This window comes from Streptomyces sp. NPDC052020, from assembly GCF_040680575.1.
Classification (GTDB): domain Bacteria; phylum Actinomycetota; class Actinomycetes; order Streptomycetales; family Streptomycetaceae; genus Streptomyces.
The window spans coordinates 1-24,849 of the sequence record NZ_JBFAWY010000028.1 but is presented as its reverse complement, the minus strand read 5'-3'; the positions used below and the strand labels follow the sequence as shown (position 1 = coordinate 24,849).

Sequence of the window (24,849 nt, the reverse complement as noted above, 5' to 3'; positions counted from 1 at the left end):
CATGGAGGTGGGCGAGGGCGGTGAGGAATCGTTCGGTGTCGTTGGCGTGGCGGCGCAGGGTGCCGAGGGCGGTGGTGCCGTCGTGGTCCTCGATGGCGGGGACGAGGGTGGGGTGCGGGCTCGCCTCGATGAAGACGCGGTGGCCGCCGTCCGTGAGGGCCCGGACGGCCTGGCTGAACCGGACGGGCCGGCGCAGGTTGCGGTACCAGTAGCGGGCGTCGAGGCGTGTGGTGTCCAGCCACCGTCGTCCACCGTCGAATAGAACGGGACCGCCGCCGGCCGGGGGGTGATGTCGTCCAGGGCGTCGAGCAGTTCCCGTTCTATTGCCTCCGTGTGCGGGCAGTGGGAGGCGTAGTCCACCGGCACGCGCCGCGCTCGCACCCCGTTTCCCGCGCAGTGGGCCAGGAACTCGTCCAGCGCGTCGCTGTCCCCGGAAACGGTCACCGCGCCAGGGCCGTTGAACGCCGCGACCCACAGCCGCCCGGCCCAGCGCCGCGCGAGGAGCTCCTCGACGTCCGGGGCGGCGGACGCGACCGACGCCATGCCGCCCCGCCCGCGCAGCGCCACCAGGGCGCGGCCGCGCAGCGCCACCGCCTTGGCGGCGTCCTCCAGCCCGAGTGCCCCGCAGGCGTACGCGGCGGCGATCTCCCCCTGAGAGTGCCCGGCCACGGCGTCCGGCTCGACGCCGTACGAGCGCCACAGCGCCGCCAGCGACGTCATGACCGAGAACAGCACCGGCTGCACCACGTCCGCCCGGTCCCACACCGGGTCCCCGGCGTCGCGGTGCAGTACCTCCGTGAGCGACCACCTCACCCACGGGGCCAGGGCTTCACCACATGCCGCGATGTGTTCCACGAACACCGGTGAGGTCCGTAGCAGGTCCTGTCCCATGCCGGCCCACTGCCCGCCCTGGCCCGGGAACACGAACACCACCCCGCCGCGCTCGCCCTCCGCGTGGCCTCGGACCACCCCCGGGCGCTGGTCGCCGGACGCCACCGCCTCCAGCGCCCGTACGAACTCCGCGCGCCCGGAGGCCACGACGACGGCCCGGTGCTCCAGCGCCGCCCGCCCCCGGGCCAGCCCCGAACCCACATCGGCGAGTTCGGCGTCGGGATCGTCGCGTACGAAGTCCGCCAGTATCCGCGCCTGCGTCCGCAGAGCGCCTTCCGACCGTGCCGACACCACCCAGGGCAGCAGCGATTCACCGTCCGGCGGCGACGGTTCCTCCTTCGGCGCGGGCGCCTCCTCCAGGATCAGGTGTGCGTTGGTGCCGCTCACGCCGAAGGATGACACCCCGGCCCGCCGCGGCACCCCGTCTGCCGCCGCGGGCCACGCGACGGGCTCCGTCAGCAGCCGTACGTGGCCCGCCGACCAGTCGGCCTGGGGGGAGGGCTCGTCGACGTGCAAGGTGCGCGGCAGCAGCCCGTGCCGCAGCGCCATCACCATCTTGATGACGCCGCCCACCCCCGCCGCCGCCATGGTGTGCCCCATGTTGGACTTCACCGACCCGAGCCACAGCGGCCGTTCCCGCGCGCGTCCCTGCCCGTAGGTGGCGAGCAGTGCCTGGATCTCGATCGGGTCGCCCAGCCGTGTGCCGGTCCCGTGTCCCTCCACGGCGTCGACGTCCGCCGCCGTCAGACCCGCGTCGGCCAGGGCCTCGCGGATCACCCGCTCCTGCGACGGCCCGCTGGGCGCGGTCAGGCAGTTCGACGCGCCGTCCTGGTTGACCGCACTGCCCCGGACGACCGCGAGCACCCGGTGTCCCAGCCGCCGCGCGTCGGAGAGCCGTTCGACCAGCAGCATCCCGGCACCCTCGCTCCAGCCGGTCCCGTCGGCCGCCGCCGCGTACGCCTTGCACCGGCCGTCCGCCGACAGACCCCGCTGCCGGGAGAACTCGACGAACATGCCGAGGGTGGCCATCACCGAGACGCCCCCGCCAGGGCGAGGTCGCACTCGCCCGCCCGCAGTGAGCGGCAGGCGAGGTGGAGGGCGACGAGCGACGACGAGCAGGCCGTCTCCACCGACACCGCCGGACCCTCCAGCCCGAGGGTGTAGGAGATGCGGCCCGAGGCGACGCTGGGCAGCGTGCCGGTGAGGACATGGCCCTGGAGATCGGCGGCGCCGTGGGCCGCCTCGTCCATGCGGGGGCCGTAACCGAGGGGGAGGACCCCGGCGAAGACGCCGGTACGCGATCCCCGGGCCGAGGCAGGATCGATCCCCGCCCGTTCGAAGGTCTCCCACGCGACCTCCAGCAGCAACCGTTGCTGCGGGTCCATCGCCAGCGCCTCGCGCGGGGAGATCCCGAAGAACTCGGCGTCGAACTCGCCCGCGTCGTACAGGAAGCCGCCCTCGCGCTGGTAGCACGTGCCGGGGACGTCCGGGTCCTCGGCGTGACGGCCGGTGTCCCAGCCGCGGTCGGCGGGGAACGGCCCGAGGGCGTCACCGCCCTCGGCGACCAGCCGCCACAGGTCCTCCGGTGACCGGACGTCCCCCGGAAGCGGCAGGCCATCCCGACGATGGCGATCGGTTCGCCGTCCCGGTGACCACGGACGGCGGCCGGTGCCGTGTCCGCGGTGTCCTCGATCCCGAGGGCCAGACGGCGCAACCGGTCGGCGACCGCGACCGGCGTCGGGTGGTCGAAGGCCAGGGTCGCGGGCAGGTCCAGCCCGGTCGCCTCGCGGAGCCGGTTGCGCAGTTCCAGGGCGACGGCGGAGTCGCAGCCTTGGTCGGTGAAGGAGGCCGAGGGCCGCACCGCCGGCGCCGCTCCGCCGTTACCGCCGACGAGCGCGGTGAAGTGGACGCAGACCAGGTCGACCAGCAGGTGCTCCTGCTGCGCCGGGGAGAGCGGCGCCAGCCGGTCGGTGAGGGCCGCGGCGCTCACCTCACGGGCGGGCCGCCCGCCCGCGAGGGCGCTGAGCCGGCCGAGCGCCTCCCGGAACTGCCGCATTCCGCCACGACCGCGGCGCAGCGTGCCGGTCACGAGCGCGTCGGCGGCGCCGCGGATGTCGTCGGCGAGCGCTTGCAGGCCCAGGGTGAGCATCGGGTGCGGGCTCAGCTCCACGAACGTCCGGTGCCCTTCGGCCAGGAGCCCGCGGGCGGCGGTGTCGAAGCGCGCTGTTTCGGCGATGTTGCGGTACCAGTAACGGGCGTCCAGTTCGCACGTGTCCAGCAGACCGCCGGTGAGCGAGGAGTGGAAGGGGAGACGGGAGACGCACGGGGTGACGGAGTCCAGGTCGGCGAGGATCCGCTCCCGCACGGCCCGCATCGCGGGGGAGTGTGCGGGCACGTCGACGGCGACCTGGCGCGTCCGCGCGCCCGCCGCGGCGAGGTCCGCGGCCAGAGCGGTGATCGCGTCGATGTCCCCCACGACCACCGTGCTGCGCGGCCCGTTGACGCTGGCGATCGAGAGCCGGGCGGTGCCCTGGCCGCCGACGTTCCACCGCTCGAGGCGCGGTGCCAGTTCCTCGGGGGCGGCCTTGGCGGCGAGGAGGGTGCCGGTGCCCGAGAGCGTGAACTGGGCCCGGCTCCACAGGGCCGCCACCTGTGCGGCATCGGTCAGGGAAAGGGCGCCGGCCACATGGGCGGCGGCGACCTCGCCGAAACTGTGCCCCAGGACGGCGCAGGGCTCGACTCCGTGCGAGCGCCAGAGCTCGGCCAGCGACACCATGAGGGCGAACAAGGCCGACTGCGCGACGTCGGCGCGATCCAGCGCCAAGCCGTCCGCGGCGTCCGGGGCGCCGCGCAGTACGCCCTCGACCGACCAGTCGACGTACGGGGCGAGTGCCTCGGCGCAGGCGCGCACACTGTCCCGGAACACCGGTGAGGCGTGCCACAGTTCCGCCCCCATGCCCGGCCACTGGGATCCCTGGCCGGGGAAGACGAAGACCACCCCGTCCGCGGACCCGTCGGCCGACCCTTCCTCGCCGTGCGCGTGTGTCTCGTGCACTTGTCGTCTCCTCATCGCTCGGCAGGATGGGCGGCCGAATCGCAGGGCCAAAGTCCCCGGAGGGATTTCGAGGCAGGGGACAGCCCGGCATGGAGAGGACTTTCGCCGCCGGCCGCGCGCCGGAGTCGTGTGTTCAAAATAGTGATCGCGAGACGGCCCGGGTAACCCCTAGCCACCCCAGGGATATTCGGCCGGTCTGTTCGCTCACCCCCTGCGAATTCCGGGTGGGAATATCGATCGGATTCCCACCCTCCCGTGTGTCGCCTGGACTCTGGCACAGTAAGCCGGTGAGGTCGCGGCCTCACGCGTGGCCGGGGCGCGGATCTGGCCTCGGACCTGTCCCCATGCACACAGAGAAAAAGTAAGATAATCAGCAGAAGGGGATTCGGGATGCCGGAATTCAACGACAGGACGGCCTGGGTCACGGGTGCCTCGCGCGGCATCGGAAGGGCCATCGCCCAGCGACTCGCCGCCGAAGGCATCCGGGTCGCCGTGCACTACGGTACGCGGGAAAAGAGCGCCCGGGAGACGGTGGAGGCCATCGAACGCGCGGGGGGACGGGCCTTCGCGGTCCGGGCCGACCTCCTCCGGGACGACGCCGTCGACGAGCTCTTCACCGCGCTGGAGCGGGAGTTGGCGGGGGGACCGCTCCATATCCTGGTGAACAACGCGGCCGTCGCCGCCGCCCCGGGCGATCCCGCCCTCGCGGCACAGAACGGTCACGTCGCCGGCCTGTCGGACATCACGCCCGAGGAGTTCGACCGCCTGTACCGCGTCAACGTCCGGGCGCCGTTCTTCGTGACCCAGCGGGCCCTGCGGCTGATGGCCGACGGCGGACGCATCGTCAACGTCTCCTCGGCCGTCACCCGCATCGCCTGGCCGCTCCTGCCCTACGCCATGACCAAGGGCGCGCTGGAGATGATGGCTCCCCGGCTCGCCAACGAACTCGGTTCGCGCGGCATCACCGTCAACACCGTGGCACCGGGTATCACGGACACCGACATGAACAGCTGGGTGCGCCAGACCCCGGGGGCCGAGGCGGGCATTTCGGCCCTGACGGCGTTGTGCCGGCTGGGCCAGCCGCGCGACATCGCCGACATCGTCGCCTTCCTGGTCTCCGACGGCGCCCGCTGGATCACCGGCCAGCTGCTGGACGCCAGCGGTGGTATGGCCCTGGCGCCCGCCATGATGTGAAGCCGCCGCGCGCCTGCCGGCGCCGGGTCCGGTGCGGCCCGGCGCCGGCAGGCGCGCGAAGCGGCCCGGCACTTCGTGCCGGGAGCCCCCTTACACCGGGTCCGGCCGGGGAGCGCGGTCCTCCAGCAGGCGCGCGGTGACGATGTCCACCACCGCGTCGTGGTGGGCGTCGAGGAAGAAGTGCCCGCCGGAGAAGGTCAGCACCTCGGACTCCGCCGTGGTGTGGGCGCTCCAGGCACGGGCGTCGTCGAGGCTGGTCTTCGGATCGGCGTCACCGACCAGCACGGTGACCGGGCAGCCGACCGCGGCGTCGTCGTCGGCGCGATAGGTGCCGATCGCGCGGTAGTCGGCGCGCAGCGCGGGCAGCGCGGCGACCAGCAGTTCCTCGTCCTGGAGGACCCGCAGATCGGTCCCGCCGAGAGCCCGCATCTCGGCGAGCATCGAGGCGTCGCTGGCGGCCGGGGCGGAGTCGTCGCGGAACCGGGACGGTGCCCGGCGCCCGGAGGCGAAGAGCCGGGCGCAGCGGACACCCGCGTCACGCTCCAGCCGCCGGGCCAGCTCGAAGGCGAGCACCGCGCCCATACTGTGTCCGAACAGCGCGGTCGACGCGTCGACACGGTGCCGGACGGCCGCGAACAGATCGTCCGCCAGGGTTTCGACGGAGTCCGGGCAGGGCTCGGCGCGCCGGTCCTGCCGTCCGGGGTACTGGACGGCCAGGACCTCGATGCCGGGGGCGAGGGACCGGGCGAGGCGCAGATAGGCGCTGGCGGACCCGCCCGCGTGCGGGAAGCACAGCAGCCGCGTCCGGGCTCCGGGAGCCGGCTGGAACCGCCGGAGCCACAGGGATTCGGTCTCGCAGGGGTCGGGCATCGCTCTTCCTCTCCTTTAAGTGCGATTATCGCAACACGTGTATCCGCGTGGCCTCGTGCATGGCTCGCCGTCCCGCGGAGGCTGCCCATCCTTCCGGCCGCCCATTCCGGGTCTCTCCTCGCACTCGAAAAGACGAGCGAAATGATGTCTATTCGCGCCCCGCATCAACTCGGCCAGCCGGCTTGCTCGTTGGCTCATTCTCGCATCGGGAGCGCGTGTGGCGGCTTCGGGAGGCGGGCAGGATATCGTCGACTTGTGGGCTTTCCTGTTGGTACGAATCCGTAATGCCCCCGGTCTTCGGGGGAGGGAGTCAGAGGGAGATTATGCGGGGCGTTTCCCCTTCGGTATCCGTGCGGGAGCCGCGAGGGCTCACGTTCATCGGCCTGGGCAGGCAGTCCCATGCCGTGAGAACGGCGCTCGAGGCTTGCGCGGCCGGCCGGGTGCAGGTGCTGGTCGTCGAGGGAGGACTCGGCTGTGGAAAGAGCGCGTTGCTGGGGGAGGCGCTCAAGCACGCGGCGGCATCGGGCTTCCTGGTCCTCCGGTCCGCCGGGTGCCCGCCGGAGGGGCGGCGCCCCTTCGACCTCCTGCGGCAGCTGGCCATCGACCCCGACATCCCGGGCGCCCAGCGCTCCCTGCTCCAGGAGGCCCTCGCGACGGCGCCGTCGAAGACGCCGAGCGAGCCGGAGACCCCGGCCGCGCAACGTGTGCGGGCGGCGCTCCACCAGCTCACCGACACCGTACCGGTCGTCATCGGCGTCGACGACCTGCACCACACGGACCCGCAGTCCCTGCACTGCCTGCTCCAGACCGTCGGCCACCCCCGCGCCACCCGTCTGCTGCTGGTCTGCACCGCGCTGCCGTCCGGCCTGGCGGCGGACCCGGCCGTGGAAGCGGAGCTGCTGTGCCAGCCGACCCTCCAGCGCGTCATGCTGGGCCGCCTCTCCCTCCGCGCCGTGTCCGGACTGCGCGCCGCCCGCCCCGGACCGGCCGTCGAGGCCCTGCCCGCGGACGACCTCCTCGCCGTCACCGGTGGCAATCCGCTGCTGGTCCACGCCCTGCTCGAAGAACTCGTCGAGAGCACACCCAAGCACACGCCGACGAGCGCGCCGCCCGACGCCGCGGAACAACGCCCCCCGTCATCGGCGGCCGGTTCTACCAGGCCGTCCTCGCCTCCCTGTCCCGCACGGACACCGTGGTCAGGCACAGCGCGGGCGCGCTCGCCGTCCTCGGTGACTCCGGCTGCGCCGAGGTGGTCGCCCGGCTGCTCGGCATCGGCCGCGCCATGGCGGCCCGCGGACTGCGCGCCCTGGAGGCGACCGGTCTGACGACGGCCGGCCGCTTCCGGCACCCCGTGGTGGAGGCGGCCGCCCTGGACATCCTGGACCACGACCACCGCGCACACCTCCACCGCCGCGCCGCCGCGTTGCTGTACGACGTCGGCGCGGAACCGGACGAGGTGGCCCGGCACCTGCTCGCGGCCCGGCACGCGGTAGGGCCGTGGGCGATGTCCGTACTGCGGGACGCCGCCGAGCAACTGCTGATGCGCGACGACGTCCTGACCGCGATTTCCTGCCTCGAACTCGCCCGGCGTTCCTGTGCCGTGGAACGCCGGCGCGCCGAGATCCTGCTGCGCCTCACCGTCGCCACCCGGCGCATGGATCCGGCGGCGGCGGAGACCCACCTCGCCGAGCTCGTCACCGAGCTGCGGGCCGGAAGACTGACGAGCACCGAGACCGAACGGCTGGGCCACCTGCTGCTCGGATGCGGACGGCTGGAGGAGGCCACGGAGGTCCTGGGGCGACTGGGCACCCCCGGTGACCCGGGAAGCTCCCGGCTGGCGACGGGCTTTCACGCCTCCGCCCTCTGGGAGCCGCTGATCCGAGCCCGCCCGGACCCGGAGCCCGGGGACGAGAAGAGCTCTCGCCCGCCGATGCCGGCGACCGGCATCTGGGACCTGCCCGGCGACGGCACCAACGCGTCGGCCTCCGACACGGCGGAGCACGTCCTGCGGAGCCTGCCGCTCACCGACACCACCCTGGTCATCGTCGTCAACGCGGTCCGGGTCCTGTGCCGCACCGGTTCGTACGAGACCGCGGCGCTGTGGTGCAAACGCCTGCTCGGCGAGGCAGCCGGTCGCGAACTGCCCGGCTGGAAGGCGCAGTTCCTCGCCCTCCAGGCCGAGATCGCGCTGTGCCGGGGACTGCTCGCCGACACCGAGGAGTACGCCCGCCAGGCCCTGGCCTGCGTGCCGCGGTGCAGCCGCAGCGTCTTCGTCGGCGGTCCGCTGGCCAGCCGGGTGCTCGCGGCCACCGCGATGGGACGCTACGACGAGGCCACCCGGCAGCTGGACCACCCGGTGCCGGAGGCCCTGTTCCGCAGCGTGTACGGCTTGGCCTACCTGCGCGCCCGAGGCCACTACTACCTGGCCCTGGACCGGCCCCTGGCCGCTGTCCGGGACTTCCTCGACGCCGGTGGTCTGGTCCGGCGCTGGGGGATCGACCGGCCGACGCTGATGCCGTGGCGCTCGGACGCGGCGGAGGCGTTCCTGCGCCTGGGCGAGCCGAGGAGGGCCGACCGCCTCCTGCGGGAACAACTGGCCAGGACCCCCGACGACGATCCGCAGGTGCGGGGCGTCTCGCTCCGGCTGCGCGCGCAGATCGCCGACCCGCCGGAGCGGCTGAGCCTGCTGACCGAGGCCGTGAACGACCTGAAGAGCAGCGGCGACCGGCTGTCCCTGGCTCGTGCCCCGGCCGATCTGGGCGCCGTCTACCGGGAGCGCGGCGAGTCGACCCGGGCGGGCGCCACGATCCGCCGTGCCTGGCATCTGGCGAACGACTGCGGGGCGCGGGCGCTGTGCGAGCGGATCCTGCCGGGAGGCCCCGGGCGGCAGTCGCCCGGAGACAACGCGGGGCGGTCCGAGGCGGCGCTGAGCGGATCGGAGCTCAGGGTCGTGGAACTGGCCGCCAACGGGCACACCAACCGGGAGATCGCCGCCAGGCTCTGCGTCACCGTCAGCACCGTGGAGCAGCACCTGACCCGCGCCTACCGCAAGCTGGAGATCAGCCGCCGTCAGGAGCTGCCCGCTCGGCTCTACACGCACATCGAAAGCCGGGTGTGAACACACACCGGGCGGACACCTGCGCGTGCCGGAGGCGAGTGGCACGTGTTCAGCGGGCGGTGACCCGCATGGGGTAGCCCAGCGCCGCCCGCTGGGTCCGGGCCACCGGCCGCACCCGGGACGGACGGGCCGGCGCGAGCCGCCATCGGCCGGCGATGGTGGCGAGCGCCACAGCGATCTGGGTCAGGCCGAAGACGTCGCCGATGCACTTGCGCCCGCCGCCGAACGCGAGGAACCCGCCGCGGGGGGTCCGCTGATCGATCCAGCGGTCCGGATCGAAGACCGCCGGCCGTGGATACAGGTCGGCCCGCTGGTGCACGGCGTAACCGTTGAGTTCAGGGTGGCAGATCACGTGGAACGGCCACGGCCCCATCCGGATCTCCACCAGGTCACCGTGGGCCGGCAGCGATGCGAGGAACTCCAGCGGCCGCCGCAGCATCGCGCCCCCGTGTCCCAGCAGCGTGACCCGGCCGGGTGCGGCCCCGGCCACGACATCCGTGCCGGCCTGTTGCGACGGCTGCCGACGTGCCGCGGGCTTGGGCTGTCCGGCCGGACACTGCGACCCGTCCTGGGCGTGGCTGATCGAGTCCATCGTGCTCTTTCCTCCGTCGTGGTCGCCGCGTCCGCCGCCCGGCCCGTCACCGGCTGCGAGGTCGCGTCCGGGAGCCCTTCGGCATCCCAAGGGAATGAGGACCGCCCGGCCCGCCGGCGCCACCGGGCACGCTGTCTCACGCGTCGGGGAGATGCCTGCGCAGCCACGGCGTGTCCGCGCACAGCCGCAGGGCCGCCGCCTCCTCCTCGTCGGCCCGCCGGCACAGGTCCGTGCCGTCCGCCGCCTCGCTGCCCACGGCGGCGCGGGCCGCGCGGGCCGCGGCGGCGGCCGCGGCGGCGACCGCCGCGGTCTCGGCGGCGGCCTGCCGGGTGTGCGCCGCCGCGGCCGCCATCGCGTCCGCCGCATCCGTACCGGCCGCGGCCTCGGCGGCGGCGCTCGTGGCGGCCTCCGTGACCCGGGCCGCCAGGACCGCCGTCTCGGCGGCGGCAGCGACGGCCTCTGCGGTCTCGGCGGCCACCGCCCGGGCGGCCTCGGACGTCTCGGCCCGGGCGGCGGCCCGGGCGGCGGAGACGGCGGCCTCGGCGGCGGCGTCCGTGTGCCGGGAGGCATCCTCCAGCACCACACCGAGCTCGGTGACGGTGGCCGCGCGGTCCGTGCCGTCCGCGGCCTCGACGGCCTGCCGCGTCTCCGCGGCGGCCGCCGCCATCGCGGACGCCGGGGCCCGCGCCCTCCGGGCCGCGCTGAGCGCGCGCGGCGCCGGACCCGCCTGCCTGTTGTCATGACAGACGTCGGTCACGTGACCTCGCCTTTCGAGGGATGGCAAGAATCCGCCGCCGGCACAGGCTCGCTGATGCCACGCCAGTTCCGGAGGCACGCCTTCCATTGGACCGACCGCCGATCCCGCCGTACAGGTGAGACGACCCCTGACTGCGGGCGGACCCCTATCGCGCGCCCCGCGCGACCCCAGACGCTCACACAGGGTTCGACCGGCGAGTGGTCGCCGGGCCGCCCCGTACGGCGGGTCGTCGCCCACGGCGCGTCACGCGGCCCGCCGGGTGACCGCCGGCCGGCCCCCGTCTCACCTGCCGTGAGCCGGGTCACCGGCCGCTCAGCCGGCCTGCTCATCGATATGGACTGCGGGCGTATGAGGTCCGTCAAAGTCGTACGGATCGCCGTAAGGGAAATGTCAAGGGGTGTCCTGTTTCGGTCGGTGAGGCGCTTTCCCGCAATCGTCCGTTTCCACCGAACCTCATTCCAGGAGTCCGCGATGGCCGACCGGCCTTCGTCGTCACCACGCTCGCACTCTTCGTACTGGTGGCTGTCGTCGCCCAGGGGGGTGACGAAGGCCGTCGGTTCATCGTCCAGGGTGCCCGCACACCTGCCCGGCGCGCCTGTCGTGGCCGCTCCGAGGTGCGTGGCCGCCGGCCCGCCGACCGCGGTGGACGCCTGGTGACCACCCGGTCATTACCTCCGTATACCGGCCAAAGACACAGAAGTGCCCCGCGGTGGTGGCGGGCGGCACTAGCGTGATGCCCGCCACAGCAGGAGGAGCGCACCGCTCACGAAGGGGGAATCGTATGGAATCGCGCGCAGCCCGCGTCTTACCCAGAGCGTTCACCGTTCTGATGGCCACGCTGGCCGTCATCCTCGGCATGTCCGCGCAGGCCGGCACAGCGCAGGCCGGCACCGCGCGGGCCGATGGCGCGTCGGGCTTGACCGGTCTGACGTTCACCTCGGTCAACAATGGCCGGAACCTGGACGTGCAGAACGGCAACACCGGGGACGGCGTCTTCCTCGTCACGAACTCCGCACCCGGCTACCACCAGGAGTGGAGCGTCCATCGGCTGGCCGACGGGTCGTTCACCCTCGCCAACGACGACACCGGTAAGTGCATGGCGACCGGCTTCCCGCTCACGCAGCAGTCCTGTTCCGGGGCAGCGGGCCAACGGTGGTACTTCCAGCCCGTGAGCGGTTCCGACGACACCTTCATGATCCGTAACGCCGGTGACAACAAGTGTCTCGACGTCTTCCTGGCCGCCCAGAACAACGACGCGTGGACCCAGACCTACAACTGCAACGGCACCAAGGCGCAGCGCTGGACCATTCCCTCTTCGGCCGCCGCCGACGCCTTCCAGGCCGCCGTGGACTACGCGTCCAAGCGCTGCCAGAAGGACGCGGCGACGTGCTCGTGGAGCAAGGGATCCCAGGCGCCTGCCGAGCCGCTGCCCGTGCAGTGCGTCTCGCCCGTCTGGTACAATGGCACCGGCGCGCCGGTGCCGTGGACGTTCTCGCTGACCACCTCCAGTGGCTGGTCGAGCGAGATCAGCGTCTCCTTGGAGTCGGAGCTGACGGTGGGGCAGCCGAGCCCCGTGCAGACGAAGGTCGCCGTCACCACCTCCGGGAAGATCACCTACAGTCTGAGCGAGACGCTCGGTAACAGCCTGACGATCACTGTGCCGTCGCACCACTACGGATGGGTGGCCCTCTCCGAACTGGCGACGAAGGTGACCGGTGAGTGGACCTTCGACGCGAACGGTTACCCCTGGAAGGCGCAGGACACCGTCACCGTGCCTCTGACCAGCGATGAGGCGGGTCAGGCCAGCATCTATCTGGCGAAGACGGGCCCGCAGTTCACGACCTGCGGCGGCTGACTTCCCGGGGGCCCGCACGAGCGCGACCTGGACGTCGTCATCGCCGGCCTCACCCGACCGTGGGGCTTCGGTGTCGCGGAGGCCGTTGACCCCAGTTCCGCAGGACGTCCTTGACGAACACCATCCCGTCGCCGTCCGCCAGGTGGGCCGGGTCGAGCGGGGCGTAGCCGAACCAGGGGGACACGCGGGCCGCGGGCAGCGTGTCGCCGAGGACGGCGGCCAGCCGGCGGGCGTCGACGAGGCAGCGGTCCCGCGGGAGCGCGTACAGGAGTCCTTCGACGGTGTCCGGCGGCGGCGCGTCCACTCCCCGGTGGCGGATCGTGCCGAGGGCGGTGGCCACGAAGGCGTACTCTTCGCCGAGCCGGGCGCTGACCAGCGCGCCGGCGCTCCACCACGCCACCGGCATCCCGCCCATCCGCATCGTGCTCTTCTCCCGCTGGAGATGGGAGTTGTGGGCGTGGACCAGTGCCGGGCCGCGAGCGGCGACGGCGAGGAGGTTGTGGGCCATCATCTGGTCGCGCAGGCCCACCAGCCGGGCCATCCGGGCGGGTGAGGCGTCGGCCATCCAGTAGTGGTAGCGCAGCAGGCCGGTCGCGGTGCGCCCGTACAGGCGCGCCCGCTCCCAGTCCTCCCGCGGCGACACCGCGAGCAGGTGCGGCGTCTGCGCGTCGAGCAACGCCACCAGATCGTCGGCGAGCAGCCGCAGCCGGCCGGCCTCGGCCGACTGCCCCACGGACCGGGCCGGGTCCCTCATCGCGGCGGGATCGGTCCACCGGTCGTCGGCGCCGAACAGACGGTCGAGCGTCTGGTCGGCGCAGGGGAGCAGGTCCGCGTCCACCCGGGCCGCGAGGTAGCCGTGGAGAGCGGTGAGAGCCTGCCGGGGGCTCGCGGCACCGGTGATCTCCAGCGGTCCGTCGAAACCGGCGAAGCGGAGCCGGTCCGACGCGGGGCGGCCGTCCCTCTCGGCGCGGACGTTGTAGGAGCGCATCCAGCGCACGAGCTCGCGGTTGCCCGCGAAGGCGCCCCAGCCATGGCTGAACCCGTGTTCCAGGACCTCGTCGAGAGTGCCCGTGCCCGAGGTGACGTAGTCGTCCACGACCAGGCTCCGCACGCAGTCGCTCTCGATCGCGATGGTCCGGTAGCCCTCCTGCTCGACGAGCTGCCGGAAGAGCTCGTTGCGCAGGCCGAGCAGGGCGTCCTCGCCGTGGGTGGGCTCCCCCAGGGCGAGCAGCCGGGGCCGGGCGGGAAGCAGCCGCATGACGGCGGCGGCTTCGACGGCATGGGTGGTGTCCCTGATGTCTGTAGCCATGCCTTCAACGCTATCGTTGAAGCTTCGGTGGAGACTTTTCCGCGAAAACGGCAGGACGATGGGGCGAAACCTTCAAAACGGTGGGCGGCTCAGGCCGGTGGATCTCGCGCGTGGACACGGCCTGTCCACACAGGCGATCAGGAACTACGAGGCGGCCGGCATCCTTCCGGCCGCCGGCCGCACGGCCCACGGCTACCGCACCTACACGTCGCTGCACGCGGACGCCCTGCGCGCGTTTCTCGCCCTGGTGCCCGGTCACGGCCACCGGACCGCGACGGCGATCATGCGGGCCGTGAACCAGGGCGCGCTCGACGAGGCGTTCCGTCTCCTCGACGAGAGCCATGCCCAGCTCCTCGACGACCGCCGGACCCTCCAGGCCGTGGAGAGAGCCCTGAGCGACCTGAAGCCCGTCACGGCGTCCGAGCCCGGTGCGGGGCCCGAGCCGGCCCGGGCCTCCGCGCCCGGCGACACGTTCATCGGGACGCTGGCGCGCAGGCTCGGAATCCGGCCAGCGACCCTGCGCGCCTGGGAGCGCGCCGGGCTGGTGCGCCCGCGCCGCGACCCGCGGACCGGGTACCGCGTCTACGACGAGGCCGCCGTACGGGACGCCCGGCTGGCCCACCAGCTCAGGCGGGGCGGTTACCTGCTGGAGCAGATCGCCCCGCTGATCGCCCGGGTGCGGGCGGCCGGCGGGCCGGAGCCGCTGGAGGCCGCACTGCGCGACTGGCACGGCCGGCTCTCCGCCCGCGGACGGGCGATGCTGACCGGGGCCGCGGAGCTGGAGGCGTATCTCCGCCGGCGCGAGGGCGGCGCGGCGGGCGGTGTGGCCGACGAGGACGGGTGGGCTCAGTACTCGGTGAACGCGGCGGACTCGGCCGATCCCGCCGGGAATTGACGGTGATCCAGTCGTCGGGTCGGTGTCCCCCGCCGCTCCGGAGCCGGCGGCCGGGGCCGGTGCGTGGGGGCACTCCAGTGGCCTCAGAGGGTGAGGGGAACCTTGGCGGCGGGGCGCTCGTCCATGGCCTGGTAGCCCTCGGGCGAGGGCGAGCCCGGCGATCCAGGAGCCCGCGGCGGTGCCGAATTGAACGCCGACACGGTCAGTGCGGACCCCAGGGTCGGGGCCCGGCCCGGGAAGCGGACCCCCGGGGAGATGAGCACCGGGTTCGCGCCGAGCCCGAACAGTCCCAGCGGGGCGACCAGCGCGATCGTGGGCGCGGCGTGTCCGGACAGCAGGCAGATCGCCAGCAGCAGGACCGACGTCACCGCCGGGGCCACGAGCGTCGCCGTGCGCGGACAGTGGTCCCGAGACGGCCTCCCAGGAGGAAGCCCGCCAGCGCGCCGACGCCGGAACCGACCAGGACCAGCGGCACGAGACCGTGGGCCAGATGGGCCCGGTCGGTCAGCAGCGGCGAGATGCAGGTGTACGTCGACAGTACGCCGCCGGTTGTGGTCACGCAGGCCGCCAGCGCCCACCACAGGCGCCCCGAACGCAGAGCCGACGCTCGGAGCGGACCGAGACCGTCTGGCCACTGTGGGTGTCGCGCGGGACCCGGCGAGCGACGAGCGGCATCACGGCCGCGCCGAGGACGGCGAGGGCCCGGAACGGCCCCCGCCAGCCCATGAGCTGCCCGGCGAAGGCACCAGCGGCACCCCGACGACGTCGGCGAGCATCGCGCGGGCGCCCACCACGCCCAGGGCGCGGGAGCTCGCGGCGGGTCCGGCCGCGCGTGCGGCGACCACGTTGGCCACCGCCCAGAACGCCCCGGTCGCCCGCACGGTCAGGAACCGTGCGGCCAGCGGCGGCGGGCAGCCGGAGCCGAGAGCCACGACGAGATGCCCGACCGTGAAGACGCCCAGCGCGAGGACCAGGGTCAGCCGCCGGGGCAGCCGCCGCGTCAGCACCGGGCCGCCGGGGCGGAATCAGGGACCGGCCGCGCGGAGGCGGGCGGCGGCCTGTCGGCCGTACGCGACCGGACGCCGGGTGACGCGCCGGCACCGGAACTGATGCCCCGGCAGGCGCGGCGTGCGACGCGCCCTCGTGGCCGGCGGGCCCGGGCCGGCGGGCCCGGGCCCGCCGACACGGCGAACCGCGCGGGGTAAGCGGGTGAAGACTGGGCCGTCGCCCGCCTCGCCGGGCATGCATGGAGGTCCCGGCCGTTTCCGGCCGCATCCTCGGACCCGAAGCGCCTGGAGGCGAGTGATGAACCAAAGAGCCCATCAGACGGACCCCACCGTCCATCAGGTCCCGGTCCTCATCGTCGGCGGCTCCCTGGTCGGCCTGTCGACCTCGCTGTTCCTGGGACGGCTGGGAGTGCGGCACACGCTGGTGGAGCGTCATGCGGGCACCTCCGTCCACCCCCGGGGCCGTGGCAACAACGTCCGTACGATGGAGCTGTTCCGGGTGGCCGGCACCGAACCGGCGATCCGGCAGGCCGCCGCCACGCTGGCCGGCAACCACGGCATCCTGCAAACCCCCACCCTGGTCGGCGACGCGGGGCAGTGGCTCTTCCGGGAGATCGACCCGGGCGGCGGCCTGTCCCGTTTCAGCCCCAGCTCGTGGTGCCTGTGCAGCCAGAACGACCTGGAGCCGGTCCTGCTCGACCACGCCGCGCGACTCGGCGGCGACCTGCGCTACGACACCGAAATGATCTCGTTCGACGCCGACCCCGCCGGTGTCACCGCGGTGGTCAAGAGCCGTGAGACGGGAGAGCACACCACCGTGCGGGCGGACTACCTCGTCGCCGCCGACGGCCCCCGCAGCCCCGTCCGCGAACAGCTCGGCATCGGCCAGAGCGGCCCCGGCGAACTGTTCCACAACATCAGCCTGACCTTCCGCTCCCACCGCCTCGCCGACATCGTGGGCGACCGCCGCTTCATCGTCTGCTACCTGACCGCCCCGGACGCCGACGGCGCGCTGCTGCCCGTGGACAACCGCGAGAACTGGGTGTTCCACGCCCCCTGGCACCCCGAACGCGGCGAGACCCTGGAGGATTTCACCGAGAAGCGGTGCGTCGAGCACATCCGCCGTGCGGTGGGGGTCGCCGACCTCGACGTCCGGATCACCGGCAAGGCGCCCTGGCACGCGGCCCAGCGTGTCGCCCGTAGCTACCGGGCGGGGCGCGTGTTCCTGGCCGGCGACTCGGCTCACGAGATGTCCCCCACCGGGGCCTTCGGCTCCAACACCGGTATCCAGGACGCCCACAACCTCGCGTGGAAGCTGGCCGCGGTGCTCGGCGGCTGGGCGGGCGACGGGCTGCTGGACACGTACGACGCCGAGCGCCGCCCGATCGCGGAGGCGACCAGCTCCCGGGCCGCCGCACGGTCGGTCGAGCACAGCCACCCCGGCTTCACCCCGCCGCCCGAAGCCGCCGGCGCGCCCCAGCGCGGCATCCTCAACGTGGCCCTCGGCTACCGCTATCCGCGCGGTGCCGTGATCGGCGCCGACCCGGCGACCCCGGTGGTCCCGGAGGGCCTCGGACTGACCGGCGCACCCGGCAGCAGGGCGCCCCACATGTGGCTGCGGCGCCGGGGGGAACGTGTCTCCACCCTCGACCTCTACGAGACGTCGTTCGTCCTGCTCAGTGACGCCGACGCCGCGAGCGGGTGGCATGAGGCCGCCCAGCGGGTCGCGGAAGAGATGGCCGTACCGCTGACCTCGTACCGGGTGGGCACCGGCCCCGAGGCCGAGCTGACGCCCGAGGACGGCGTGGAGTGGAGCGCCTGCCACGGCACGGAACCGGGCGGCGCGGTGCTCGTCCGGCCGGACGGGTTCGTCGCGTGGCGAGCGCCCGGCCCGGTCCCGGACGCCGTGCGGGAGCTGCGCCGGGTGCTGACCGAGGTGCTGGCCGTGGGCTGACCTTCCAACGCCGCGCGCGTCGCACAGGGCAGCCGGCATCGATGGGCGAGGCGCCGATCCGCACAGCGCGGGTCGGCGCCTCGTCGTCGGAGGGGCCCTCAGCGGTGATGAGCCCCCGCGAAGTTGACGAGCCGGCGCGTCCGGCGGCACCCGGCGCGGGCGGGCGTCACGTCCTCCGGTGGACGGAAGGGTTCACCCGACTGATCGCCAGGAGTAGCGGTCAGGAGCCGGCTGGCTGACGGTTGAGCACGTCGAGGTCGAGTTAGGCCAGCTGACCAAGTGACAGCTGCTCGGCCCTCGGCGGAAGGAATGACAGATGCGCTCTGCTCGCATGCTGCTGGCCGCCGGAGCGGCTTCGGCCGCCCTCGCTCTCGGTGCGCCCGGCGCCTACGCGGACGGCTCGGACCACGAGGACTCCTCCTACAGCCAGGAACAGGACAACGGCCACGACAAGGAGAGCAACGGATACGGCGAGGACAACGGCAAGGAGGACAGCACCGGGTACGGCGAGGACAACGGCCGGGACAACGGCGAGGAGAACGGCAAGGAGGACGCCGAGGACAACGGCCGGGACAACGGCGAGGACAACGGCAAGGAGGACGCCGAGGACAACGGCCGGGACAACGGCGAGGACAACGGCAAGGAGCACGACAAGGACAACGGCGGGGACCACGACGAGGACGACCCGTACGACTCCCCGCGCGGCGGCATGCGCACGGGCGGCGGAGCGCTGGCCGCGGTGAACGAGGGCGACTGGGGCTCCGGGCAGCGCGACTCGGGCTCCCACAAGGACGGCGGCCAGTCCTCGGGCTACAAGGAGGGCGGCCAGTCCTCGGGCTACAGGGACGGCGGGCAGGGCAAGGGCTCCTGGGGCGGCGACCACGACAAGCCCCGCGGCGGGATGCACACCGGTGGCGGCGCCCTGGCCGCGCCGACGGTGACCGCGGGCGGGATGGCCGCCCTGGCCGTCGCCGGAGCGGGCCTGTACGTGGTGCGTCGTAAGAAGTCGGCCGAGAGCGCGGGCTGATCGATGCCGGACGCGATAGCCGCTGCGGCCGCCACGCGCGTGCCGCGTGGCGGCCCCGGTCGGTACCCCCGGCACCCCGTTCGCCTTGTTCGCCGTGCTCCAGTGAGGTGGTTCCCCGATGGCAGCCGATCCGTCTTCGCTCGCCGACCGCGAATCAGCTCCGGCCGAGGAGAAGTACCCCGCCGGGGTGCTGATGGCGGGGGCCCTGGCCGTCCTGGTCCTCGTCATGAGCCTGATGGGCGGCAACGACACCACGACCTACGCGCCCCGGCCGCCGCAGGCCGCGCCGGCCGGCTCGGCCGCCCCGTCGGCCGAGGAGCCGAGCGGGGCGCCGGGGAAGCGGCTGCCGCGTTCGAAACCGGTGCGCCTGCTCATCCCGAAGATCTCGGTCGACGCCCCGTTCACGGAGCTCTCCATCAATCCCTCGGGGCAGCTGGAGGCCCCGCCCGCGGGTGACGTCAACCTCGTCGGCTGGCACGCCGAGGGACCCTCGCCGGGCGAGATCGGTACGTCGGTCATCGCCGGGCACCTGGACACGAAGACGTCCCCCGCGGTGTTCGCGGGCCTCAGCGAACTGACGAAGGGCGACGTATTCCACGTCCGGCGGGCCGACGGCCGCAAGGCGTCGTTCGTGGTCGACGGAGTGGAGACGTTCGACAAGGACGACTTCCCCGACGAACGGGTGTACGGCGACACCGGCCAGGCCGAGGTCCGGCTCATCACGTGCGCGGGCGCCTACGACACCGCGGTGAAGGACTACACGGAGAACCTCGTGGTCTTCGCCCACCTCACCTGAGCCCGTGCCGCCCTGCCGGTCCCCAGGGGCCGGCCGATCACCCGCCTACTCCACGCAAGTCGCGCTCCTCAGAGGACGGCCACAGGATCGAGGAACGCCGACGTCGCTCACCGTGACCCGATGTCCACCCCGTTCCTCCGAAGGAGATGTACGCAGGATGACCACCACGTCCGAACGTGTTTCCGGACCGCTGACCCGACAGGTGTCGCAGCGTGTCTCCCAGTCCGTGTTCGACGGTTCCAGGCTCCGTGTCGTCCTCCTGGTGGACGTCCACGACGGTGCCCAGCAGCAGTTCCTGGAAGCATACGAACAACTGTGCAATCAGGTCGCCTCCGTTCCCGGACATGTCAGCGACCAGCTGTGCCAGTCCATCGAGAACCCCTCCCAATGGCTCATCACGAGTGAGTGGGAGAGCGCCCCGCCGTTCCTTACCTGGGTGAACAGCGAGGAGCACGTGCAGATGGTGGAACCGCTGCACAGCTGCGTCCGGGACACCAGGTCCCTTCGCTTCCACATCGTCCGCGAGACGGGCGGCCCGGCGGCGGACGCCGATCCCGCGGAGCGCCGCCTCCAGGCGTCGCCGAGGATCGGTGACGGTGTCATCCGCCACGCGCTCACCTTCACCGTCAAGCCCGGCAGCGAGCAGGCCGTCGCGGACATCCTGGCCGGCTACGTCTCACCCGAGCCCCGGGTCGACGCAACCACCCGCCTGTGCCGCACCTCCCTGTTCATGCACGGCAACCGGGTGGTACGCGCCATCGAGGTACGGGGCGACCTGCTCGCCGCGCTGCGCCACGTCGCCCGGCAGCCCGAAGTACGGGCGGTGGAGGAGGCCATCAATCCCCACCTGGAGCAGGACCGGGACCTCGACGACCCCGAATCCGCCCGCGCCTTCTTCACCCGGGCGGCGCTGCCCGCCGTACACCACGTGGACGCCGGCCGGGAGACCGCGGACGCCGTGCGGTACGCGCTCTACTACCCGGCCCGCGAGGGCCGCGGCATGCGTCTGGCCGAACTGCTCGCCCGGCAGGACGAGGCGGCGGCGGAAGATCCGCGGGGCCCGGTCCTGCGCAGCACCATCTTCCAGCGCGACGACGTCGTGACGCGGCTCGTCGACGTGCGGGAGGGGCCCGCGGCCGACCCCGGCACCGTGCTCGGCCTCGGCGACCGGGAGCACGCGGGGGAGCTGACGGCACTCCTCGACGCCGGGGCGCTCGGCGCGGACGCCTCCGCGCTGCGGGACGGCGACCCCGCCCGCCTGCTCACGCTCGCCCGAATGGACCTCGTCACCGACCGCCACGCGCCCGAAGCCTGATGCGTCGGCGCACGTGCCGCCCCAGCCACGCCGCCGCGTCGAAGCGGCACCAGATCGGAGGAAAGCTGTGATCAAAGCCAGTCCCAGAATCGTGCATCTCAGCGAGGTCGAGCCCAACACCCGGCGCGGTGGCGATCTGCGTGCCATGCTCACCCCGGCCACGGTCGGCTCCACCAGCGGCTTCATGGGTGTGGCCATCGTGCAGCCCGGCGACCGCATCGCCGAGCACTACCACCCGTACTCCGAGGAGTTCGTCTACGTCGTGTGCGGACAGCTGGAGGTGGACCTCGACGGCGAGCCCCACCCCCTCCAGCCCGAGCAGGGGCTGATGATCCCGATGCACATGCGGCACCGCTTCCGCAACGTCGGCAACGTGGAGGCCCGCATCGTCTTCCACCTCGGCCCGCTCGCCCCCAGCCCGCCGCTCGGCCACGTCGACACCGAGGAGACCGACGCCGTCCCGGCCGCCGCGGAGCCGGTCCGCGTGGGCGACGCGCCGGCCGCCGAGCGACGGCAGGTCCGGTCATGACCAGGCGCGTGGCCGTCACCGGCATAGGCATTGTCGCGCCGGGTGGCATCGGCGTGCCGGCGTTCTGGGACCTGCTGTCCAACGGGCGCACCGCGACACGGGGCATCACCTTCTTCGATCCGTCCGGACTGCGCTCGCGGATCGCCGCCGAGTGCGACTTCGACCCGGCGGCCCACGGTCTGGACACCGAACAGATCGAACAGTGCGACCGGTACATCCAGTTCGCCCTGGCCGCCGGGGACGAAGCGGTACGGGACTCCGGCCTCGACCTGGCCCGGGAGAACCCCTGGCGGGTCGGGGTCTCCCTCGGGACCGCGGTCGGCGGCACCACCCGGCTGGAGCACGACTACGTCCTGGTCAGCCACCGGGGCCGGCGCTGGGACGTGGACCACCGGGAGGCGGAGCCGCACCTGCACCGCGCGTTCTCGCCCAGCACGCTCGCCTCGACGGTGGCGGAGCGGTTCGGGGCGCGCGGGCCGGTGCAGACCGTCTCCACCGGGTGCACCTCCGGACTCGACTCGATCGGGTACGCGTTCCACACGATCGAGGAGAACCGGGCCGACGTGTGCATCGTCGGCGCCTCGGACTCGCCTATCTCGCCGATCACCATGGCCTGCTTCGACGCGATCAAGGCCACGTCCCCCAACAACGACGACCCCGCCCACGCCTCGCGCCCCTTCGACGCCGACCGTGACGGGTTCGTGATGGGGGAGGGCGGGGCCGTACTCGTCCTGGAGGAGCTGGAGCACGCGCGGGCCCGCGGAGCGCGCGTGTACTGCGAGATCGGCGGCTACGCCACCTTCGGCAACGCCTACCACATGACCGGTCTGACCAAGGAGGGCCTGGAGATGGCCCGGGCCATCGAGTCCGCTCTCGATCACGCCCGGCTCGACGGCACGGCGATCGACTACGTCAACGCGCACGGGTCGGGCACCCAGCAGAACGACCGGCACGAGACGGCGGCGGTCAAACGCGCCCTGGGAGAGCACGCCTACGGCACGCCCATGAGCTCCATCAAATCCATGGTGGGGCACTCCCTCGGGGCGATCGGATCGATCGAGGTCGTCGCCTGTGTGCTGGCTCTCGCCCACCAGGTGGTACCGCCCACCGCGAACTACGAGACCCCTGACCCGGAATGCGACCTGGACTACGTCCCGCGTGTCGCCCGCGAGCGAAGACTGAACAGCGTCCTCTCCGTGGGCAGCGGGTTCGGCGGCTTCCAGTCCGCGGTGGTCCTGACCCGGCCGAGGGAGAAGACACCATGAGCGAACCGCATCCACGGCGCGCGGCCGTCACCGGAATCGGCGTGGTCGCGCCCAACGGAACCACCACCGAGACCTTCTGGAAGTCCACCAAGGAGGGCATCAGCGTCCTGGACCGGGTCACCCGGGAGGGATGCGAGCACCTGCCGCTGCGGGTCGCCGGCCAGATCCGGGAGTTCGACCCGTCGGCGGCGGTCGAGGAGCGCTATCTGGTCCAGACCGACCGGTTCACGCACTTCGCGATGACCGCCGCCGACCTCGCGCTCGACGACGCCCGCCTCGCCCGGAGCGACACCGACGGCTCGCCGTTCTCCGTCGGTGTCGTCACCGCGGCCGGCTCCGGCGGCGGCGAGTTCGGGCAGCGGGAGTTGCAGCAGCTGTGGGGGAAGGGCAGCCGCTTCGTCGGGCCGTACCAGTCGATCGCCTGGTTCTACGCCGCCAGCACCGGCCAGATCTCCATCCGCCGCGGCTTCAAGGGCCCCTGCGGGGTGGTCGCCGCCGACGAGGCCGGCGGTCTGGACGCCCTCGCGCACGCCGCGCGGGCCGTCCGGCGCGGCACCGAGGTGATCGTGACCGGATCGACCGAGGCCCCGCTGGCCCCGTACTCGGTGGTCTGCCAGCTCGGCTACGCGGAACTGAGCACAGCCGGCGACCCGGCGCGTGCCTACCGCCCGTTCACGCCGGCGGCCTGCGGGTTCGTGCCCGCCGAGGGCGGTGCCATGTTCGTCGTGGAAGACGAGGGCTCGGCGCTGGAGCGCGGCGCGCCGGTGCGGGCCGTCCTCGCCGGACACGCCGCGACCTTCACCGGAGCCTCCCGCTGGGAGGAGTCCAGGGAAGGGCTGGCCCAGGCCGTCCGGGGCGCCCTGGACGAGGCCGGCCTGGCGCCCGAGGAGATCGACGTGGTCTTCGCGGACGCCCTCGGCGTGCCGGAGGCGGACCGCGCCGAGGCACTGGCCATCGCGGACGCCCTCGGAGCGCACGGCCGGCGGGTGCCCGTCACCGCCCCCAAGACCGGTATCGGCCGGGGCTACTGCGCCGCGCCGGTGCTGGACGCCGCGACGGCGGTGCTCGCGATGGAGCAGGGACTCGTCCCGCCCACCCCCAATGTGTTCGACGTATGCCATGACCTCGACCTGGTGACCGGCCGGGCCCGCGCCGCCGAGCTGCGCACGGCGCTGGTCCTCAGCCGAGGGCTCATGGGGTCGAACTCGGCGCTGGTGCTGCGACGCGGCACCGCCGACGCCGCGCAGTGAGACGGCACAGAGCAAAGGAGAAAACACATGAGTGACCGCATCACCGTGGAAGAGCTGTCCGAGCTGATGAAGAAGGCCGCCGGAGTGACCGTCCCCGCGGAAGACCTCCGGGAGCGGCAGGACTCGGGCTTCGACACCTTCGGCATCGACTCGCTCGGCCTGCTCGGCATCGTGGGCGAACTGGAGAACCGGTACGGCACCCCGATGCCGCCGGACGCGGAGCGCTCCAAGACCCCGCGGCAGTTCCTCGGCCTCGTCAACAGCGCGCTGCTGGCGGGAGCCTGAGATGGCCGGGCACACGCAGAACGAGATCGTCATCGCCGCGCCGGTCGACCTCGTGTGGGACATGACCAACGACGTGGCGAACTGGCCGGACCTGTTCAGCGAGTACGCCTCGGCCGAGATCCTGTCGCAGGAAGGGAACAAGACCACCTTCCGGCTCACCATGCACCCCGACAAGGACGGCACGGTGTGGAGCTGGGTCTCCGAACGCGAAACGGACCGTGACACGCTCTCCGTCACGGCCCGCCGGGTCGAGACCGGCCCCTTCGCGTACATGAACATCCGGTGGCGGTACGAGGAGGTGCCGCAGGGCACCCGGATGGTGTGGATCCAGGACTTCGCGATGAAGCCGGACGCACCGGTCGACGACGACTGGATGACGGACAACATCAACCGGAACTCCAAGGTCCAGATGGCTCTGATCCGGGACCGCATCGAGCAGGCCGCCGCGGAGCGCGAGCCCGTGCCGAGCCTGACCGACTGAGCGGGACGGAGCACACGACCATGCACCACACCCTGATCGTCGCCCGGATGGCCCCCGGTTCGGCCCAGGACATCGCCAAGGTGTTCGAGGAGTCGGACCGGGGGGAGCTCCCGCATCTCATCGGGGTCCGCGGGCGCAGTCTGTTCCAGTTCGGTGACGTGTACCTGCACCTCATCGAGTCCGAGCACGACCCCGGGCCGGCCATCGCCAAGATGGCCGGGCACCCGGAGTTCCAGCACATCAGCGAGCGCCTGTCGGCCTACGTCACCGCCTACGACCCGGCCACCTGGCGCTCGCCGAAGGACGCGATGGCGAACTGCTTCTACCGCTGGGACCGGGACGCCACCTGAACCGTCCGTCTCCCAACCCCAGCCGGTCGCCGGGCACGCGCCACACGCGTGCCC

At 73.0% G+C, this 24,849-nt stretch carries 21 protein-coding genes and 2 pseudogenes; 15 read left to right on the top strand and 8 right to left on the bottom strand.

Annotated elements, in window-relative coordinates; all coding sequences use genetic code 11:
• Positions 1–4: 4 nt before the first annotated feature.
• Positions 5–3,847 (bottom strand): annotated as a pseudogene (locus AB0L74_RS25420) (acyltransferase domain-containing protein); the annotation flags it as partial.
• A gap of 489 nt (positions 3,848–4,336) precedes the next feature.
• On the opposite strand from AB0L74_RS25420, the gene AB0L74_RS25415 reads away from it, so the two are divergent.
• The gene (locus AB0L74_RS25415; protein ID WP_365656703.1) at positions 4,337–5,140 is read left to right on the top strand and encodes an SDR family oxidoreductase; all 804 of its coding nucleotides are present in this window, start codon (positions 4,337–4,339) and stop codon (positions 5,138–5,140) included.
• 90 nt (positions 5,141–5,230) lie between these two features.
• Here AB0L74_RS25415 and AB0L74_RS25410 read toward each other — a convergent pair whose 3' ends face one another.
• Positions 5,231–6,010, bottom strand: coding sequence for an alpha/beta fold hydrolase (locus tag AB0L74_RS25410; protein WP_365656700.1), 780 nt, complete (start codon positions 6,008–6,010; stop codon positions 5,231–5,233).
• A 59-nt stretch (positions 6,011–6,069) separates the two neighbouring features.
• On the opposite strand from AB0L74_RS25410, the pseudogene AB0L74_RS25405 reads away from it, so the two are divergent.
• Positions 6,070–6,843, top strand: a pseudogene (locus tag AB0L74_RS25405) (ATP-binding protein); the annotation flags it as partial.
• A gap of 359 nt (positions 6,844–7,202) precedes the next feature.
• A complete protein-coding gene (locus AB0L74_RS25400; protein ID WP_365656697.1) occupies positions 7,203–9,128 on the top strand; it encodes a LuxR C-terminal-related transcriptional regulator in 1,926 nt (641 codons plus the stop codon).
• A 49-nt stretch (positions 9,129–9,177) separates the two neighbouring features.
• Here the strand turns inward: AB0L74_RS25400 and AB0L74_RS25395 are convergent, their stop codons facing one another.
• Both AB0L74_RS25395 and AB0L74_RS25390 read right to left on the bottom strand, forming a co-directional pair.
• The gene (locus AB0L74_RS25395) at positions 9,178–9,720 is read right to left on the bottom strand and encodes a cytochrome P450 (protein WP_365656694.1); all 543 of its coding nucleotides are present in this window, start codon (positions 9,718–9,720) and stop codon (positions 9,178–9,180) included.
• A gap of 136 nt (positions 9,721–9,856) precedes the next feature.
• Entirely contained in the window at positions 9,857–10,477 is a 621-nt protein-coding gene (locus tag AB0L74_RS25390; protein WP_365656691.1) for a hypothetical protein, read from the bottom strand.
• A gap of 829 nt (positions 10,478–11,306) precedes the next feature.
• Here AB0L74_RS25390 and AB0L74_RS25385 point away from each other — a divergent pair.
• On the top strand, positions 11,307–12,332 hold the full coding sequence (locus AB0L74_RS25385) for an RICIN domain-containing protein (RefSeq protein ID WP_365656688.1): 1,026 nt from the start codon (positions 11,307–11,309) through the stop codon (positions 12,330–12,332).
• Positions 12,333–12,381: 49 nt separating this feature from the next.
• On the opposite strand, the gene AB0L74_RS25380 is transcribed toward AB0L74_RS25385, so the two are convergent.
• On the bottom strand, positions 12,382–13,641 hold the full coding sequence (locus AB0L74_RS25380) for an erythromycin esterase family protein (protein WP_365656685.1): 1,260 nt from the start codon (positions 13,639–13,641) through the stop codon (positions 12,382–12,384).
• Between the two features lie 58 nt (positions 13,642–13,699).
• Between AB0L74_RS25380 and AB0L74_RS25375 the strand changes: the two genes are divergently transcribed.
• Entirely contained in the window at positions 13,700–14,536 is an 837-nt protein-coding gene (locus tag AB0L74_RS25375) for a TioE family transcriptional regulator (protein ID WP_365656682.1), read from the top strand.
• 83 nt (positions 14,537–14,619) lie between these two features.
• On the opposite strand, the gene AB0L74_RS25370 is transcribed toward AB0L74_RS25375, so the two are convergent.
• The 3 genes from AB0L74_RS25370 to AB0L74_RS25360 form a co-directional block, all read right to left on the bottom strand.
• Entirely contained in the window at positions 14,620–14,904 is a 285-nt protein-coding gene (locus tag AB0L74_RS25370) for a hypothetical protein (RefSeq protein ID WP_365656679.1), read from the bottom strand.
• On the bottom strand, positions 14,901–15,095 hold the full coding sequence (locus tag AB0L74_RS25365) for a hypothetical protein (protein ID WP_365656676.1): 195 nt from the start codon (positions 15,093–15,095) through the stop codon (positions 14,901–14,903). The genes AB0L74_RS25370 and AB0L74_RS25365 overlap by 4 nt, the downstream gene beginning before the upstream one ends.
• Positions 15,096–15,210: 115 nt before the next feature.
• Entirely contained in the window at positions 15,211–15,543 is a 333-nt protein-coding gene (locus tag AB0L74_RS25360; RefSeq protein ID WP_365656673.1) for a hypothetical protein, read from the bottom strand.
• Positions 15,544–15,841: 298 nt separating this feature from the next.
• On the opposite strand from AB0L74_RS25360, the gene AB0L74_RS25355 reads away from it, so the two are divergent.
• From AB0L74_RS25355 to AB0L74_RS25310, 10 genes are all read left to right on the top strand, one after another.
• Entirely contained in the window at positions 15,842–17,497 is a 1,656-nt protein-coding gene (locus AB0L74_RS25355; protein ID WP_365656670.1) for an FAD-dependent monooxygenase, read from the top strand.
• A 316-nt stretch (positions 17,498–17,813) separates the two neighbouring features.
• The gene (locus AB0L74_RS25350; RefSeq protein WP_365656667.1) at positions 17,814–18,524 is read left to right on the top strand and encodes a hypothetical protein; all 711 of its coding nucleotides are present in this window, start codon (positions 17,814–17,816) and stop codon (positions 18,522–18,524) included.
• A gap of 193 nt (positions 18,525–18,717) precedes the next feature.
• A complete protein-coding gene (locus AB0L74_RS25345) occupies positions 18,718–19,320 on the top strand; it encodes a class F sortase (protein ID WP_365656900.1) in 603 nt (200 codons plus the stop codon).
• Between the two features lie 157 nt (positions 19,321–19,477).
• Positions 19,478–20,635 carry a SchA/CurD-like domain-containing protein gene (locus AB0L74_RS25340; RefSeq protein WP_365656664.1) on the top strand — a complete coding sequence of 386 codons (1,158 nt, stop codon included), beginning with the start codon at positions 19,478–19,480 and terminating at the stop codon, positions 20,633–20,635.
• Positions 20,636–20,702: 67 nt separating this feature from the next.
• Complete coding sequence (locus AB0L74_RS25335) at positions 20,703–21,164, top strand: cupin domain-containing protein (RefSeq protein WP_365656661.1); 462 nt, start codon at positions 20,703–20,705, stop codon at positions 21,162–21,164.
• On the top strand, positions 21,161–22,429 hold the full coding sequence (locus tag AB0L74_RS25330) for a beta-ketoacyl-[acyl-carrier-protein] synthase family protein (RefSeq protein WP_365656658.1): 1,269 nt from the start codon (positions 21,161–21,163) through the stop codon (positions 22,427–22,429). The genes AB0L74_RS25335 and AB0L74_RS25330 overlap by 4 nt, the downstream gene beginning before the upstream one ends.
• A complete protein-coding gene (locus AB0L74_RS25325; protein WP_365656655.1) occupies positions 22,426–23,679 on the top strand; it encodes a ketosynthase chain-length factor in 1,254 nt (417 codons plus the stop codon). The genes AB0L74_RS25330 and AB0L74_RS25325 overlap by 4 nt, the downstream gene beginning before the upstream one ends.
• 27 nt (positions 23,680–23,706) lie before the next feature.
• Positions 23,707–23,964, top strand: a complete 258-nt coding sequence (locus tag AB0L74_RS25320; protein WP_365656652.1) for an acyl carrier protein — start codon at positions 23,707–23,709, stop codon at positions 23,962–23,964.
• 1 nt (position 23,965) lies between these two features.
• Positions 23,966–24,445 (top strand): SRPBCC family protein, encoded by a 480-nt coding sequence (locus AB0L74_RS25315; RefSeq protein WP_365656649.1) that lies wholly within the window; start codon positions 23,966–23,968, stop codon positions 24,443–24,445.
• Between the two features lie 20 nt (positions 24,446–24,465).
• On the top strand, positions 24,466–24,795 hold the full coding sequence (locus AB0L74_RS25310) for a TcmI family type II polyketide cyclase (RefSeq protein ID WP_365656647.1): 330 nt from the start codon (positions 24,466–24,468) through the stop codon (positions 24,793–24,795).
• Positions 24,796–24,849 lie beyond the last annotated feature (54 nt).